Here is a 14,968-nt window from a genome sequence, read left to right as displayed (position 1 = left end):
GCTAGCTCTGGTCCACGGCAACAGCCGTGAAGGCCTTCTTGATTGCGGCGTCGGCTTCGATCAGCGCAGCCTTGGGCCCGCGCGGATCGGCCCAGACGAGATCGCCGACCAGCACGAAATCGGCGCCGCTGGCGGCGAAGTCGTAGGCCTCCTCGAACGAAACGGCGAAGCCGACACAGGGCGGCTCGAACAGCTCGGCCCACCAGTCCAGCCGCTCGGCGATCGCCTGCGATGACGGCCGTTGGCCGTTCGCGTCCGGCTCGCCGAACAGCAAATAGTCCGCGCCGATCTCGCCCGCATCCATGGAGTGGTGCCGCGTTGTCAACCCGCCGACGCCGGCGATGCGATCGGGCTTGAGCGACGGCAGCGCCTCCTTCAGCGCGGCGATGCCGGGGAGGTGCGCGCCGTCGGCGCCGCCACGCGCGACCAGCTCGGCATGCCCGTCGACCAGCAGCGCGGCACCGGCCTTCTGCACCACCGGCGCCAGCGCCTTGATGCGCGAAATCATGGTGCGCTGGTCAGTCTCCTTCAGCCGCACCAGCACGGCCGCGACATCGGCAGCGGCCAGCAGCGCCGGCAGTTCGGCAAGGAGCGAGGCGGGATCATCGACCACGGGCGTCGCGAGATAGAGGCGCGGCGCCGGGCGCGGCGGAGGCGGTTTGTTCGACAAGATCTAGGCTGCCTTCTTTTCCAGGCTGCTTTGCCATTCGCCCTTGGAGGCGAGGCCGTTCATGCGGGCGCGGTGACTGAATGCGTTCTGTCCGGCGGCGACATTCTCGGGCCTGCCCGACCAGGCCTTCTGCGGCGCGGCCTGCAGCGCGCGGCCGTAGGAGAAGGTCAGTCCCCAGGGAAGCGGGCCCAGCCTGTGCATGGCGTTGAGATGCGCGGTCGCCTCTTCGTCCGACTGGCCGCCGGAGAGGAAGGCGACGCCGGGCACGGCGGCGGGCACGCAGGCCTTGAGCAGGCGAATGGTCTTGTCGGCGACTTCCTCGACGGAGGCCTGCCTTGCGCACTTCTTGCCCGAGATCGCCATGTTCGGCTTCAGCACCATGCCTTCGAGCGCGACGCGCTGCACGCGTAGTTCCTGGAAGGTCTTGTTGAGCACGCGGCTCGTCACGTCATAGCAGCGATCAATGTCGTGATCGCCATCCATCAGCACCTCAGGCTCGACGATCGGCACGATCTGCGCGGCCTGGCACAGCGCGGCGTAACGCGCCAGCGCATGGGCATTGACGCTGATCGCGGTCATCGAGGGAATGCCGTTTGCGATATCGATCACCGCACGCCATTTGGCGAAACGCGCGCCGCGCTCGTAATATTTCTTCAGGCGCTCGGCGAGCTTGTCGAGGCCGACGGTGACGGTTTCACCCGGGCACATCGGCAGGGCTTGCGTACCCTCGTCGACCTTGATGCCGGGAATGGCGCCGCTCTGCTCGATCAGCCGGACCAGGGGCGTGCCGTCCGCGGCGTCCTGCCAGATCGTCTCGTCGTAGAGGATCACGCCGGAGATGTACTGGCTCATGGCCTCCTTCGAGCGGAACAGCATCTCGCGATAGTCGCGGCGGTTGCCTTCCGTCGACTCCACGCCGATCGCGTCGAACCGCTTCTTGATGGTGCCGGAGGATTCATCGGCGGCAAGGATGCCCTTGCCGGGTGCGACCATGGCGGTCGCAACCTTGTTGAGCTCAGTCAGATTCATCGAGAGGTCCTCCCAAAACGATTCTGCCCTTGCCTGTGAAGTTAGACCGTTCTCGGGCAATTTCCGAGTTAACGTTGGTCGCAGGGTAAAAGGGACATCGGTCATTCCGGGGCGCGCCCCTTGGCGCGAGCCCGCAATCCATTGATCCGCGTCGACGGTGGCACCATGGATTCCGGGTTCGCCGCTTTGCGGCGCCCCGGAATGACGGGAGAAGGTGCCTGCGGAGCTGCCTTACGCGACCTTCGGGTCCAGCTCGCCCTTGGCATAGCGCTTGGCCATGTCGGCGGGGGTCAGGATCTTCTTGAACTTGGCGGCTTGCCCTGCGGTGTTGAACTCCTGGAGCCGCTGCTTGCACAGCTTGGTCATGGCTTCCATCGCCGGCTTCAGGTATTTGCGCGGATCGAACTCTTCCGGATTGTCCTTCAGCACTTTGCGGATCTGGCCGGTCATGGCCATGCGGTTGTCGGTGTCGATGTTGATCTTGCGCACGCCGTGCTTGATGCCGCGCTGGATCTCGGCGACGGGCACGCCCCAGGTCGGCTTCATCTTGCCGCCATAGGCGTTGATGATGTCCTGCAGGTCCTGCGGCACCGACGAGGAGCCGTGCATCACCAGATGCGTGTTCGGCAGCTTGCGGTGGATTTCCTCGATCACGTTCATGGCGAGGATGTCGCCGTCGGGCTTGCGGGTGAACTTGTAGGCGCCGTGCGACGTCCCCATCGCGATGGCGAGCGCGTCGACCTTGGTCTCCTGCACGAACTTCACGGCCTCGTCCGGATTGGTCAGGAGCTGGTCGTGGCTCAGCTTGCCTTCGGCGCCGTGACCGTCTTCCTTGTCGCCCATGCCGGTCTCCAGCGAGCCGAGCACGCCGAGCTCGCCCTCGACCGAGATGCCGCCGAGATGAGCCATGTCGGTGACGGTCTTGGTCACGCCGACATTGTAGCTCCAGTCGCCGGGGGTCTTGCCGTCGGCCTTGAGCGAACCGTCCATCATCACCGAGGTGAAGCCGGCCTGGATCGCGGTCATGCAGGTCGCGGCCTCGTTGCCGTGGTCGAGATGCACGCAGACCGGAATGTGCGGGTAGATCTCGGTCACCGCGTCCATCATGTGCTTGAGCATGACGTCGTTGGCATAGGAGCGCGCACCGCGCGAGGCCTGGATGATGACGGGCGCGTCGACCTGGTTGGCCGCGTCCATGATCGCCAGCGCCTGCTCCATGTTGTTGATGTTGAAGGCCGGTACGCCGTAATCGTTCTCAGCCGCATGGTCGAGCAATTGACGCAACGTGATCCGAGCCATCTGTCTTCTTCTCCGGTTGGGCCTGAGGGCCGCTTGTTTCTTGCTGTTTTCTTGCCGTTCGAATTACCTGGTACGCAGAACTTCGACGCCGGGCAGGGGCTTGCCTTCCATCCATTCGAGAAATGCGCCGCCGGCGGTCGAGACATAGGTAAACTGACCGGCCACATGGGCCTGGTTGAGGGCCGCGACGGTGTCGCCGCCGCCCGCGATCGAGATCAGCTTTTTGGTCTTGGTGCGCTCGGCTGCGTGCTTGGCGGCCGCCATCGTACCGCGATCGAACGGCTGCATCTCGAAAGCACCGAGCGGCCCGTTCCAGACCAGCGTCGCGGCATCGTCGATCGCCGCATGGATGCGCGCGATCGATTGCGGGCCGACGTCGAGGATCATGCCGTCGGCCGGGATCGCATCAAGCCCGTAGGCGTGCGAGGGTGCATTCGCCGCGAAATGATAGGCGACGGTGGCGTCGACCGGCAGGATGATGGCGCAGTTGGCGGCTTCCGCCTTCTCCATGATGCGCAGCGCCGTCGGCGCGAGATCCTTCTCGGCCAGCGACTTGCCGACGCCGACGCCCTGGGCGTGCAGGAAGGTGTTGGCCATGCCGCCGCCGATCACCAGCGCATCGACCTTGTTGACGAGGTTTTCGAGCAGGTCGATCTTGGTCGAGACTTTTGCGCCGCCGATGATGGCGATGACCGGCTTGGTCGGCGAACCCAGCGCCTTCTCCAGCGCATCGAGCTCGGCCTGCATGGTGCGGCCGGCATAGGCGGGGAGCTTGTGGCCGAGGCCTTCGGTCGAGGCATGGGCGCGGTGCGCCGCGGAGAACGCATCACTCACCCAGATGTCGCCGAGTTTTGCCAATTCCGCGACGAATGCGGGATCGTTCTTCTCTTCCTCTTTGTGGAAACGGGTGTTTTCCAGACAGAGAATGTCGCCATCCTTCAACGCCGCGACAGCCTTGGCCGCGGGCTCGCCGATGCAGTCATCGGCAAACGCGACGGGCTTCTTCACGACCTTCGACAGCGCTTCCGCGACGGGCAGAAGCGAGTCCTTGGTATCGCGTCCCTTCGGCCGGCCGAAATGCGCGAGCAGGATGACCTTGCCGCCCTTGTCGGAGATTTCGGTAATGGTCGGCGCGACGCGCTCGAGCCGGGTCGCGTCCGTGACGCGGCCATTGTCCATGGGCACGTTGAGATCGACGCGCAGCAGCACGCGTTTGCCCTTCACGTCGACGTCATCGAGGGTGCGGAATTTGTTGGTCATCGGACGCTTCCTTGTCCCGGGCGCATTGCGGCGCGCAGCGCCGCTGTGCAGAACCGGGACCCACATTGCAGCGAGTCCCGCGATCGACGGGTCCCGGATCTGCGAAGCAGCGTTTCACGCTGCATCGCGTCCGGGACACGAGAGTGCAGTTAGATCACCTTCGCCATCGCGACGGCGGTGTCGGCCATGCGATTCGAGAAGCCCCACTCGTTGTCGTACCAGGACATCACCCGCACCAGCGTGCCGTTCTGCACCTTGGTCTGGTCCTCGTGGAAGGTCGAGGAGTGCGGATCATGATTGAAGTCGATCGAGACGTTCGGCGCATTGGTGTAGCCGAGCACGCCCTTGAGCTGCTGCTCGGAGGCGCGCTTCATCGCCGCGTTGATTTCCTTGGCGTCGGTGGCGCGCTTGGCGACGATCTTGAGGTCGACGACCGAGACGTTCGGGGTCGGCACGCGGATCGCGACGCCGTCGAGCTTGCCCTTCAGTTCCGGCAGCACGAGACCGATCGCCTTGGCGGCGCCGGTCGAGGTCGGGATCATCGACATCGCGGCAGCGCGGCCGCGATAGAGATCCTTGTGCAGCGTGTCGAGCGTCGGCTGGTCGCCGGTGTAGGCATGGATCGTGGTCATGAAGCCGGTCTCTATGCCGACGAGATCGTTCAGCACCTTGGCGACCGGCGCGAGACAGTTCGTCGTGCACGAACCGTTGGAGACGACCAGGTGATCCCTGGTCAGCGTCTCGTGGTTGACGCCGTAGACGATGGTGGCGTCGGCGCCGTCGGCGGGCGCGGAGACCAGCACGCGCTTGGCGCCGGCGGTCAGATGCGCGGAGGCCTTGTCCTTCGAGGTGAAGATGCCGGTGCATTCCAGCGCGATGTCGACGCCGAGATCCTTCCAGGGCAGCTTCGAGGGATCGCGCTCGGCGGTCACCTTGATCTTGTTGGCTCCGAGGCTGATCGTGTCGCCATCGACGGTCACCGTGCCGGGGAAGCGGCCATGGACGCTGTCGTAGCGCAGGAGATGGGCATTGGTCTCGACCGGGCCGAGATCGTTGATTCCGACGACCTCGATGTCCTTGCGGCCGGACTCAGCGATAGCTCGCAGGACGTTGCGGCCGATGCGACCAAAACCGTTAATTCCGACGCGGACTACCATGTTTCGTCTCCTTGTGACCGTTCGATGACGTGTTCAATAACCCCGATCATCCCGCACAACGCGCTTAGCGCGCCTGCGAGGGTTTTTTAGGGCGGACGCCCGGTTCGGCCGGGCGATGCTTGAACATATGAGACTTACGTAGTCCTTTTTCCCGCCAAGCTCAACTCTCAGGAAACGCGCTTCAGGACGGCGTTGACCGCAGCCTCGGCGGTAATGCCAAAGTGCTTGAAAAGGTCCTTCGCCGGCGCGCTGGCGCCGAACGAATGCATGCCGATGAATTCGCCATCCTGGCCGATCACGGCATCCCAGCCCCAGCGCACGGCGGCTTCGATTGCGACCTTCACCGGCGCATTGCCGATGATGGCGGCACGCTTGGCTTCTGGTTGCGCTAACAAAAGCTCGAGCGAGGGCACGGAGACCACCCGTGACGCGATGCCGCGCTCGGCGAGCTGCTTCTGGGCGGCGACCGCGATCTCGACTTCAGAGCCGGACGCGAACAGCGTCGCCTTGGCTTCGCCCTGGGCAGCGACCAGCTCGTAGGCGCCGGCCGCGCACGGATTCTCGTTCGGCGCTGACGTGCGGAGTTGCGGCAGGTTCTGGCGCGTCAGCGCCAGCACGGTCGGACCGTCGATACGATTCAGCGCAAGCTCCCAGCACTCGGCGACCTCGATCGCGTCGCAGGGGCGGAACACGCGCATGTTCGGAATGGCGCGAAGGGCGGCGAGATGCTCGACCGGCTGATGGGTCGGGCCGTCTTCGCCGAGGCCGATGGAATCATGCGTCATCACGTAGACGACACCGGCGCCCATCAGCGCGGCGAGGCGCATTGCCGGACGCGCGTAGTCGGTGAACACCAGGAAGGTCGCGCCGTTCGGCGCAAAACCGCCATGCAGGAAGATGCCGTTCATCGCGGCACACATGCCGTGCTCGCGGATGCCGTAATGGATGAAGCGGCCCTTCGGCGTCTTCGCCGAGAACGCGGTCGCCGACTTCGCCTTGTTGTTGTTGGAGCCGGTGAGGTCGGCGGAGCCTGCGAGGAATTCCATCGGCATCGCGCCGGCAATCACTTCGATCACGGCTTCCGAGGACTTGCGGGTCGCCGCTGTCATCGGCTTTTCCAGCAGCTCCTTCTTGTACGCGCGCACGTTCTTTGCCAGCGCGGCCGGACGCTCGTGGCGCAGGCGGCGTTCGAACTCGGCGCGCTTGCGGCTGCCGAGTTCACCGAGCCGTCCCTCCCATTCCCGGCGGGCCGCGGCGCCGCGCGAACCGGCAGCGCGCCAGGCCTTCAGCACGTCATCCGGCACCGAGAAGGCGTCCTGCGAGATCCCGAGGTTTTCCTTGGCGGCCTTGAGCTCGTCGGCGCCGAGCGCTTCGCCGTGCGCCTTTGCGGTGCCGGCCTTGTGCGGCGCGCCGAAGCCGATGGTGGTGCGGCAGGCGATCAGCGTCGGCTTGTTGGATTTCTGTGCGCGGGTGATCGCGGCAGCAATCGCTGCCTGGTCGTGGCCGTCGATCTTCTCGGCGGCCCAACCGGCCGACTTGAAGCGCTTCACCTGGTCGACGGAGTCGGAGATCGAGGTCGGGCCGTCGATCGAGATGCCGTTGTCGTCGTAGAGCACGATCAGCTTGCCGAGCTTCCAGTGGCCGGCCATCGCGATCGCTTCCTGCGACACGCCTTCCATCAGGTCGCCGTCGGAGGCGAGCACGTAGGTGTGGTGATCGACGATCTTCTTGCCGAACTCGGCGGCGAGCATCTTCTCGGCGAGCGCCATGCCGACCGCGGTCGAGATGCCCTGGCCGAGCGGGCCGGTGGTGGTCTCGATGCCCTTGGTGTGGAAGTTCTCGGGGTGCCCCGGCGTCAGCGAGCCGAGCTGGCGGAAATGCTTGAGCTGGTCCAGCGTCATGTCGGCATTGCCGGTCAAGTACAGCAGCGAGTAGAGCAGCATCGAGCCGTGGCCGGCGGAGAGCACGAAGCGGTCGCGGTCGGGCCAGTCGACCGCTGCGGCGTCGAACTTCAGGAATTGCGTAAACAGCACCGTGGCCATGTCGGCGGCGCCCATCGGCAGGCCGGGGTGGCCCGATTTCGCCTTCTCGACGGCGTCCATCGAGAGGCCACGGATCGCGTTGGCCATGCGGTTGTGATCGACTTGCGTCATGTCTGAAATCCGTCTGAAATGAGGCGCTTGGCGGTGGTGCGGGCCGCGCGGAAAGGAGCCTTTCGGCCACTGAAGGTCGGGGCTGGGATAGCACCTCGGTTCCGGGAGTCCAAGGCAATCAAACGTCGGTTTGGCCGTAAAGGTTGCTTAGCGGTGCATAGTTTCGCGGCGGCGTTGCGCTCGGCTAGCTTGCCACGTAAATTTCTGCTTCTAACCGCTTGCCGAACCGAGTCTTTTGCCGGACGGCAAGCTCCCAGGTAAAGGCCACGGGCAAGGCCCACAGGTTCCGCCGCTGACTGCATGAACGATCGCGTTTCCAAAAGCTCCGCCATGACGGAGTCGTCCGCCGTCGAGATCGAGATTGCGACCCGCAGACTCACGGCGGCACTCGACTCGCTCGAAAGCGCGGTCGAGCGGCGTCGCGATGCCGACCGCGACGAGAATGAGCTTGCGACGCGAATCCAGGCGCTGGGCGCGGATCGCTCGCGTCTTGCCGACGAGCTCGACGGCGCGCTGGTGAAGGCGCGCAAGCTCGAGCGCACCAACCGCGAGATCTCGGATCGGCTGGATTCCGCGATCGTCACGATACGCTCGGTACTTGATACCGGAGAGGACGGATGAGCCACATCAACGTCACCATCAATGCCCGCCAGTACCGCATGGCCTGCGAGGAGGGCCAGGAGGTGCGGTTGTTGAAGCTCGCCGAAAGCCTGGAGACGCGGATTCAGTCGCTGCGCGGAAAGTTCGGCGAGATCGGCGATGCACGCCTCACCGTGATGGCGGCACTGACCGTCTGCGACGAGCTGGTCGATGCCGGCAACCGCATCCGCACCATGGAGCAGGAGCTGACCGAGCTTAGGGATTTCCGCAACGCCGCCGTCGAGCGCGCCCGGATCACCCAGACCGCCGTGGTCAACGCACTGAACTCCGCAGCCGAGCGCATCGAGAAGTCGACCCAGGTCCTGAACCGGACCGTCGGCAACGGGATCGCGATCGGCTGACCGTGGACGGCCGTCCGCCGGGCTGGCGATTCGTCAGTATCGTTGTTACATTGCCCCGGCGAGGCTGCGACGCGCGTCCGGAGCCATATATCCCCGGGGCCTTATCGATCCTTTAGGGAACTGTCCCTGGCCGGGCCCGTGGGCCCGGACATATGGTGCCCACCTACTTTCGTAGGGAACTCCGGGATCGAGTGCTTCAACGGCGTCCGCGGCTTCGCACTGTTTCTTCCTTCTGGTTCTTGCCTGTCGAAATGACCGCGGCCAGTTCAGTAGGTGTCATTCCCCGCGAAAGCGGGGAATCCAGTACGCCGCGGCTTTCGTGTGACTCACCACCGCCTCTGGAATGCTGGATCATCCGCTCCAGTGCGCAAGCGCGCACAAGGCGGGTGATGACCTTGGGGGACCAACGCGCATGTCCAATTCAAAATCCGAACTCCGCGCCAAAGCCCTCGCGGCGCGCGACGCGCTGAGCGACAAGAAGCGCACTGCCGCCGCGACGAAACTCGCCAAGCGCGGGCTGCCGTTCGAGCTGCTGCCCGGCAGCATCGTCTCCGGCTATTCGCCGATCCGCAGCGAGATCGATCCGCTGCCGCTGATGAAGAAGCTCGCCGAGGCAGGTGCCAGGCTGGCGCTGCCCTGCGTCACCGCGCGCGGTCAGTCGCTGATCTTCCGCCTCTTCCATCCGAACGACCGCCTGATGCTCGGCCCGCTCGGCATTCCCGAGCCGTCGCCGGCAGCCGCCGAGGTCATCCCCGACATCATGCTGACGCCGCTCGCGGCCTTCGATCGTCTGGGCCATCGCATCGGATATGGTGCGGGGCACTACGACGTCACCTTCGCTCACCTGCGCAAGGCCAAGAACATCCTCGGCATCGGGCTTGCTTTTGCCGCGCAGGAGATCAAGGCGGTTCCGGCATTGGCCCACGACGTGGCGCTGGATTATGTGCTAACGGAATCGGACGTGTTCGATTTCCGGAGTTCTGAAGTTGCGCATTCTCTTCGTGGGTGATGTCGTCGGTCGGGCGGGGCGCGATGCCATCGCCGAATATCTGCCCGGCATGGTCAAGGATTGGTCGCTCGATTTCGTCGTCGTCAACGGCGAGAATTCGGCCGGTGGCTTCGGCATCACCGAAGCGATCTACCAGGAGTTTCTCAATGCCGGTGCCGATGCGGTGACGCTTGGCAATCATTCCTGGGACCAGCGCGAAGCCCTTGTCTTCATCGAGCGCGCCGAGCGCCTGGTGCGGCCCGCGAATTATCCGCGCGGCACGCCCGGCCGCGGCGCCGCCCTGGTCGAGACCAAGAACGGCAAGCACGCGCTCGTCGTCAACGCGCTTGGCCGTGTCTTCATGACCCCGTTCGACGATCCCTTTGCCGCGCTCGAGCGCGAACTCGGCGCCTGTCCGCTCGGTGTTGCCGCCGACGCCATCGTCGTCGACTTCCATTGCGAGGCGAGCAGCGAGAAGCAGGGCGTCGGCTTCTTCTGCGACGGCCGCGCCAGCCTCGTCGTCGGCACGCACACCCATGTGCCGACGGCCGATCACCAGATCCTGTCGGGCGGCACCGCCTACATGACCGATGCCGGCATGACCGGCGACTACGACTCCATCATCGGCATGCAGAAGGAAGAGCCGCTGCGCCGGTTCACGTCCGGGATTCCGTCGGGCCGGTTCGAGCCGGCCGCGGGTGTTGCGACGCTGAGCGGTGTCGCAGTCGAGACGGACGACGCGACGGGCCTGGCGCTGAAGATTGCGCCGGTGCGCGTCGGCGGAAGGCTGGAGCCGGCGACGCCGAAGTTCTGGCTGAGCTAGGACTGCAATCATGGATCCGAGCGTCTGCTTGGCACCGTGAGGGGACCAGGTACGGGCAAGTCCGGGAAGCCCGATAGTGACCCGCAACGGACTTTGGGAGCTGATCGGAACGATCTATTTCGCGTCGTCTTATGCAGCGATGGACGATCTGCTCAAGCGCGCCGACCGGGCAATCGAAGAGGGCTATCGCGTCAGGGACGAGGCAATAGAACAACTCGTGCAGGTCAGAAGGGTGGCCCGCGCGCTGAGATTAGCCGTCGGTCGTGCTCGGAGCGCTAGGTCTCGTTATCGTCAGTCTCGGTTGGAAATGGCTGATAGGCAGGACGCTTTTGAGGAATGTCCTGCGGGTACCTTATCTTCCGATCAGCCGGCGTGAAGTCCTTCATCCGCCTCGCGGTTATCTGGTCCAGCATGCGCCTATGCGCTGCAACAAAGTCTTCCGCGAGCTGCTTGGAGCGCAGAATTGCGGTTTGGGCACGTGCGAACAGCGTCTCTAGGTCCTGTGCCATCCCCTATAACGGGGGGGCGCTTCTGTTCCGCCGAACTGTCCAGGCTGAAAGGCCGATGCCCTGTCATTCAGGTATTAAGTCCGGTAGGATGCTCACGACAGATTCCCGACTGCAGGACCGGGAGCATCGGAAATGTTGGTGCCGGCTGTCCGCATTTTCCGTTTGTCTCCTCTCGACAAGGAGAGGGAGGATCGCAGTCTGGCGTCAGGACGGGCGGCTGTCGCGCTGGGCCGCAAAGTGCTGGCGGAAAATCCTCCGCCAAACATTCCAAAGATCGCGCAGCCCAAGACCGAAACGCCCGAAACGCCATCGTCTCGCCCCCCTGACGACCTTCGGATACAGACAGCCATCGATAGGAAACTGAAGGCAAAGGGGGAGTGGCGATCCCTTGAGCGGCAACATCTGTCTCTTGCCAATGAACACGTAGGAAAAGCTGAACGTGTGATCAGTGAGCAAACGGCCTTGATCGAGAACCTGCGTTGCGATGGCCAGGACACAAAGCTCGCGGAGGAAACCATGAGGGTTTTCGAGGCCAATCTGCAGGTAATGCGCGAGCACCGAGAGCTTATCCTTAGGGCCATCGAGGAGACCGACGAGGGCCTGTAAGGCAACCTGGTCATTTGGTCGTTGATGCCGGCCCATAAGAAAAACAGAGAGCCGAATTCGTCTGGATCGGTAACGCCCAGTGATCAGGCCAGCCCGTTGTCGATCTGCTCAATCGTTTTGAGAATTAGCTCTCGATGCTCAAGCAGCGTCTTCAGATTGTGCTCGAAGCCCGTAAGCATCTCCTCTGCAACTTTTGTGTCGTGACCGTCCGACCGCAGATTGTCGAGTAAAAGTCGTTGCTTCGTGATGTGTTGCTCGGCAGTCGCGATATGCCTGTCGGACTGCCCGAGGCGTTCGACTTCGGCTTCTCGATCCATGCTTTAGCTCCACTGAAACGCCCATCGTGAAACGTCCCCACGAAGATGCCGTTCCTCTTGGGTGCCGAGGTCGCCTTTTGGCCCGTTGCTGATGACGCGGATATTGCTGCCGACGTCCCTCGTTGGCCAACGGCCTAGGAAGCCGAAGTGGCTGAAGATCGGAACTCTTCCGATTTTCGGGCGCTCAAGCGTCTATGCGTTGACCGCTGCTGGTTCAAGCGACGATTGAGCGACATCAACGACTGAACGGTCCTATTCGGCTTATCTGGGTCTATGGATAGTCTGCTAAAATACGCTGACACCCTCATCGCAGATACTCTCGCCCTGAGAGAAGAGGGGCGCAGGGCCCTTCGCAAAGCGCGGCCGGAAGCCGGCAAGCTCCGAGCCCACGTTTTGCTGAGGCGCGTGGAGAGGGCTGGAGCTGTTCATCTTCAGACGGAAACAGCCGACAGGATCAGTGCTGATCGGGGAAATCCTGCTGCAAGCTAATGGGCCAATTCGGTTCGACAGTCGAACTGTCGCCTACTGGGCCCGTTGCTGACCTTCGCCCGGTGCGCTGACAGGTCCGCTTCCAGTAGATTAACTGACATTTCTCACGCTCAGGCCCGCTTTTGACCCGGAGCGGACACGCGGTGAACGCGTCGAGACCCGCCGGTCGGCATGTCATGGGTTAGTGCGGGGGGGGGGGGAGGATTCGCTACCGTGGCGACATGGACGATCTGTTGCTGAAACGTGCGGATACGGTCATAGCGGATACTCAGGCAATGAGAGCCGAGATGCGCAACCGACTACTGCAAGCTCGCATTGAAGTAGCGAGGATTAGAAGCAATGTCTTACTGGCTCGCCTAGAAATAACCAGATGTCGCCATCTTCGCTGGGGAATGGTTGATCCGGTTGACTAAGTGTTCAACCAAGCCGGTCTGTGTTAGTTGTTGGATCATCACCGGCCGAGGCCCTGCCCGTAGGCGCCGGTGGCTGAGAGACTGATTGCGCTCCCGCCTGCTTGAGCAGGGAGCGCGGCCATGACCGAGATAACCCTGACCGAATTTGCTCGTGTTGCGATTGCCGATGTCGATCGGCAGAACGACTTCGTTCGGGAGAAGATCGCGCAATCATCTTGCCGCGCTGACTTCCGTTCTTGGTCCACACCCGGCCTTGTCCTGCCGCACGCCCAGTGTCAGCGGTTGCCCCGGCTCCGACCTGGAGGACCGTCCTGATTGGGCTGGTCGCGCTTTGCAGCCTGTGATCATATGCTTTTCCGGACAGGACAATGTCGGGCAGCCATGATGAAGCGACGAGAGTTCATCGCAGGCGCTTTCGGCGGTTCGGTTGTGTTGTCTGGTATCGCCAGAGCGCAGCCGCCCGGACAGAGACGGATTGCAATCGTCGCACCTTCCCGCTCGATTGAAAGTCTCAGGACGAACTCTTACAATCGGGCGTTCCTCGATGAACTTGCGCGCCTGGGATTTGCCGAAGGGCAGAACCTTGCCATTGAGCGCTATTCGGGAGGTGGCGATATGGATCGCTATCCTGAGTTGGCCAGAACAGTTGTAAGCACCAATCCAGAGGCAATCCTGACATCAGCCGGTCCTATGACCCTCGCTCTCAGGGCGGCAACACAGAGCATTCCAATAGTCACCATCATAGGTGACCCTGTCGTCTGGGGGCTTGCGACAAGTCTCGCGCGACCGGGAGGGAACGTGACCGGCGTGACCGTTGACGCGGGGATAGAGCTTCATGGAAAGCGTCTTGGACTGCTACGAGAGATAAAGCCTGAGGCTTCGCGAGTGGCCTATCTTTCGTCTTCGCAGGCTTGGAGGCAACCACAGGCCGCCATGGTTCGGGAGGCTGCACAATCGTCCAAACTTTCGCTTTCACAAGTGGACCTCGGAAGCGATCTGAACGATGCGGCCTACGATGCTGCTTTCGCCTCAACCGACTGGTCCAGATCCGACATGCTGCTGGTCTCCGACGAGCCGGAACACTTGTCCCACAGCAAGAGGCTCGTCGATCTGGCCACCCGTACTCGCCTGCCCGCCTGCTATCCCTTTCACGATCTCGTCGTGGCTGGAGGGCTGATGGCTTATTATCGCGATTTGCCTGACGCGTTTCGGCAGATGGCGGCTCAGATGGCGCAGATATTATCCGGCCACAACCCCGCCGAAATTCCGTTCCGGCAACCGATCGCTTTCCGTCTGTCGCTTAACACCAAAGCGGCGGAGAAGATTGGCGTGACGCTGCCGCAGGCGTTGCTCATCAGCGCCAACGAGGTGATCGAATAGTGGCATTGCAACGAATCCGAACGCGGCCCAGCCACGGAAGCCAATGCTTGATTTCTGCAATCGGGTCCGTGGACAGTACGCCGACGGCGCGCAACGCGATCGCGACACAAAAGATGAGCGCGACCACTTTGCTGAGCACAACGATGAAGAAGGCAGTCGGCTCGCGATCTTCCGAAAACTCAAAGACCATCGCCGGGCTCGCCTTGCGGACAAGGTCATTGAATAAGGCGGCAGACCGCTTGTGTCCCAAACCGACCCGCGGGACCATTCTGATGATGTCGGTTGATTGGAGTGCACCGGAGGTGACTGGCCGACCGCCAAACTAACGCGATTTACCGTGAACGGAACTTCCCCGAGATGGCGGCGGTTGCCTGAGATCAGTGCTCCCAGGCCTGATGTGTTAGAGCGCACGGAGGACAACATGACATCCAAGCTCGCGGCTTTTGCTGTTTGCCTGTTGCTGGCCGTTCCGCACTTCTCAATAGCGGGAGAGACGCTTGACGATGCCGCCATGGATGAGATGCACAGGCAGTTTTCAGAGGCGTACAATCGTGGTGACCTGGACAAGATGGCGGCGACATTTGCAGAGAACGCAGTGCGTGTGACGCCCAGCGGCACTTTTCAAGGGCGGGACGCCATTCGCCGGAGCTTCAGCGACGCCCTGAAGATGGGACTACACGATTATTCGGTTCAAGGAACCATCTCACGTCCCGAAGGCACCTTTGTGTTCAACGCGGGCACATGGCAAGCCAAGGTCGGGGACCGGTCGTTTCATGGCTACTATTCGTCCATCCTGTCGAGCGAAGGTGGACAGCCTAAGATCATCGAAGAAACGGTTGTTGTTGCCGCGCCATGATGATTGCGCGGTACCTCC

Annotated in this window: 16 protein-coding genes and 1 other RNA gene; 10 read left to right on the top strand and 7 right to left on the bottom strand. The window is 63.0% G+C overall.

What is annotated here, in order from left to right:
* Window position 1: 1 nt before the first annotated feature.
* From JQ631_RS24995 to tkt, 6 genes are all read right to left on the bottom strand, one after another.
* Entirely contained in the window at window positions 2–670 is a 669-nt protein-coding gene (locus JQ631_RS24995; RefSeq protein ID WP_212330417.1) for a thiamine phosphate synthase, read from the bottom strand.
* A gap of 3 nt (window positions 671–673) precedes the next feature.
* Entirely contained in the window at window positions 674–1,699 is a 1,026-nt protein-coding gene (locus JQ631_RS24990; protein ID WP_212330415.1) for a class I fructose-bisphosphate aldolase, read from the bottom strand.
* 231 nt (window positions 1,700–1,930) lie between these two features.
* Window positions 1,931–2,998: a class II fructose-bisphosphate aldolase gene (fba, locus tag JQ631_RS24985; RefSeq protein ID WP_212330413.1), complete on the bottom strand. Its 1,068-nt coding sequence runs from the start codon at window positions 2,996–2,998 to the stop codon at window positions 1,931–1,933.
* Between the two features lie 63 nt (window positions 2,999–3,061).
* Window positions 3,062–4,258, bottom strand: coding sequence for a phosphoglycerate kinase (locus JQ631_RS24980; RefSeq protein WP_212330411.1), 1,197 nt, complete (start codon window positions 4,256–4,258; stop codon window positions 3,062–3,064).
* Window positions 4,259–4,407: 149 nt separating this feature from the next.
* Window positions 4,408–5,415, bottom strand: a complete 1,008-nt coding sequence (gene gap, locus JQ631_RS24975; RefSeq protein ID WP_212330409.1) for a type I glyceraldehyde-3-phosphate dehydrogenase — start codon at window positions 5,413–5,415, stop codon at window positions 4,408–4,410.
* Between the two features lie 167 nt (window positions 5,416–5,582).
* Window positions 5,583–7,568: a transketolase gene (tkt, locus tag JQ631_RS24970; RefSeq protein ID WP_212330407.1), complete on the bottom strand. Its 1,986-nt coding sequence runs from the start codon at window positions 7,566–7,568 to the stop codon at window positions 5,583–5,585.
* Window positions 7,569–7,898: 330 nt separating this feature from the next.
* Here tkt and JQ631_RS24965 point away from each other — a divergent pair, with 330 nt between their 5' ends.
* The 7 genes from JQ631_RS24965 to JQ631_RS24935 all read left to right on the top strand — a co-directional run bounded on the left by JQ631_RS24965 (window position 7,899) and on the right by JQ631_RS24935 (window position 11,495).
* Window positions 7,899–8,189: a DUF4164 domain-containing protein gene (locus JQ631_RS24965; RefSeq protein ID WP_249160910.1), complete on the top strand. Its 291-nt coding sequence runs from the start codon at window positions 7,899–7,901 to the stop codon at window positions 8,187–8,189.
* Window positions 8,186–8,569 carry a cell division protein ZapA gene (locus JQ631_RS24960; protein ID WP_212330403.1) on the top strand — a complete coding sequence of 128 codons (384 nt, stop codon included), beginning with the start codon at window positions 8,186–8,188 and terminating at the stop codon, window positions 8,567–8,569. The genes JQ631_RS24965 and JQ631_RS24960 overlap by 4 nt, the downstream gene beginning before the upstream one ends.
* Before the next feature lie 58 nt (window positions 8,570–8,627).
* Window positions 8,628–8,788, top strand: a non-coding RNA gene (gene ssrS / locus JQ631_RS24955) — 6S RNA.
* A gap of 193 nt (window positions 8,789–8,981) precedes the next feature.
* On the top strand, window positions 8,982–9,578 hold the full coding sequence (locus JQ631_RS24950) for a 5-formyltetrahydrofolate cyclo-ligase (RefSeq protein ID WP_212330401.1): 597 nt from the start codon (window positions 8,982–8,984) through the stop codon (window positions 9,576–9,578).
* On the top strand, window positions 9,556–10,380 hold the full coding sequence (locus JQ631_RS24945; RefSeq protein ID WP_212330399.1) for a TIGR00282 family metallophosphoesterase: 825 nt from the start codon (window positions 9,556–9,558) through the stop codon (window positions 10,378–10,380). Before JQ631_RS24950 ends, JQ631_RS24945 begins: the two co-directional genes overlap by 23 nt.
* 76 nt (window positions 10,381–10,456) lie before the next feature.
* Complete coding sequence (locus JQ631_RS24940; RefSeq protein WP_212330397.1) at window positions 10,457–10,756, top strand: hypothetical protein; 300 nt, start codon at window positions 10,457–10,459, stop codon at window positions 10,754–10,756.
* A gap of 265 nt (window positions 10,757–11,021) precedes the next feature.
* The gene (locus tag JQ631_RS24935) at window positions 11,022–11,495 is read left to right on the top strand and encodes a hypothetical protein (protein ID WP_212330395.1); all 474 of its coding nucleotides are present in this window, start codon (window positions 11,022–11,024) and stop codon (window positions 11,493–11,495) included.
* An 83-nt stretch (window positions 11,496–11,578) separates the two neighbouring features.
* Here the strand turns inward: JQ631_RS24935 and JQ631_RS24930 are convergent, their stop codons facing one another.
* Entirely contained in the window at window positions 11,579–11,812 is a 234-nt protein-coding gene (locus tag JQ631_RS24930) for a hypothetical protein (RefSeq protein ID WP_212330393.1), read from the bottom strand.
* Window positions 11,813–13,095: 1,283 nt separating this feature from the next.
* On the opposite strand from JQ631_RS24930, the gene JQ631_RS24925 reads away from it, so the two are divergent.
* From JQ631_RS24925 to JQ631_RS24915, 3 genes are all read left to right on the top strand, one after another.
* The gene (locus JQ631_RS24925; RefSeq protein ID WP_212330391.1) at window positions 13,096–14,094 is read left to right on the top strand and encodes an ABC transporter substrate-binding protein; all 999 of its coding nucleotides are present in this window, start codon (window positions 13,096–13,098) and stop codon (window positions 14,092–14,094) included.
* Between the two features lie 43 nt (window positions 14,095–14,137).
* Window positions 14,138–14,320, top strand: a complete 183-nt coding sequence (locus JQ631_RS24920) for a hypothetical protein (RefSeq protein ID WP_212330389.1) — start codon at window positions 14,138–14,140, stop codon at window positions 14,318–14,320.
* A gap of 195 nt (window positions 14,321–14,515) precedes the next feature.
* Window positions 14,516–14,950 (top strand): YybH family protein, encoded by a 435-nt coding sequence (locus tag JQ631_RS24915; protein WP_212330387.1) that lies wholly within the window; start codon window positions 14,516–14,518, stop codon window positions 14,948–14,950.
* Window positions 14,951–14,968 lie beyond the last annotated feature (18 nt).

Origin of the sequence: Bradyrhizobium manausense (genome assembly GCF_018131105.1) — a bacterium.
Classification (GTDB): Bacteria; Pseudomonadota; Alphaproteobacteria; order Rhizobiales; family Xanthobacteraceae; genus Bradyrhizobium; species Bradyrhizobium manausense_B.
Note: the sequence above shows the minus strand (reverse complement) of the source record. Positions and strands in the feature narration are given on the sequence as shown.

Excerpts from the sequence above, each read along its gene's own strand:
- JQ631_RS24915 (WP_212330387.1), top strand. The coding sequence starts at position 14,516 with ATGACATCCAAGCTCGCGGCTTTTGCTGTTTGCCTGTTGCTGGCCGTT.
- JQ631_RS24960 (WP_212330403.1), top strand. The coding sequence starts at position 8,186 with ATGAGCCACATCAACGTCACCATCAATGCCCGCCAGTACCGCATGGCC.
- JQ631_RS24930 (WP_212330393.1), bottom strand. The coding sequence starts at position 11,812 with ATGGATCGAGAAGCCGAAGTCGAACGCCTCGGGCAGTCCGACAGGCAT.
- tkt (WP_212330407.1), bottom strand. The coding sequence starts at position 7,568 with ATGACGCAAGTCGATCACAACCGCATGGCCAACGCGATCCGTGGCCTC.
- JQ631_RS24925 (WP_212330391.1), top strand. The coding sequence starts at position 13,096 with ATGATGAAGCGACGAGAGTTCATCGCAGGCGCTTTCGGCGGTTCGGTT.
- JQ631_RS24990 (WP_212330415.1), bottom strand. The coding sequence starts at position 1,699 with ATGAATCTGACTGAGCTCAACAAGGTTGCGACCGCCATGGTCGCACCC.
- JQ631_RS24935 (WP_212330395.1), top strand. The coding sequence starts at position 11,022 with ATGTTGGTGCCGGCTGTCCGCATTTTCCGTTTGTCTCCTCTCGACAAG.
- JQ631_RS24950 (WP_212330401.1), top strand. The coding sequence starts at position 8,982 with ATGTCCAATTCAAAATCCGAACTCCGCGCCAAAGCCCTCGCGGCGCGC.
- gap (WP_212330409.1), bottom strand. The coding sequence starts at position 5,415 with ATGGTAGTCCGCGTCGGAATTAACGGTTTTGGTCGCATCGGCCGCAAC.
- JQ631_RS24980 (WP_212330411.1), bottom strand. The coding sequence starts at position 4,258 with ATGACCAACAAATTCCGCACCCTCGATGACGTCGACGTGAAGGGCAAA.
- JQ631_RS24965 (WP_249160910.1), top strand. The coding sequence starts at position 7,899 with ATGACGGAGTCGTCCGCCGTCGAGATCGAGATTGCGACCCGCAGACTC.
- JQ631_RS24920 (WP_212330389.1), top strand. The coding sequence starts at position 14,138 with ATGCTTGATTTCTGCAATCGGGTCCGTGGACAGTACGCCGACGGCGCG.
- fba (WP_212330413.1), bottom strand. The coding sequence starts at position 2,998 with ATGGCTCGGATCACGTTGCGTCAATTGCTCGACCATGCGGCTGAGAAC.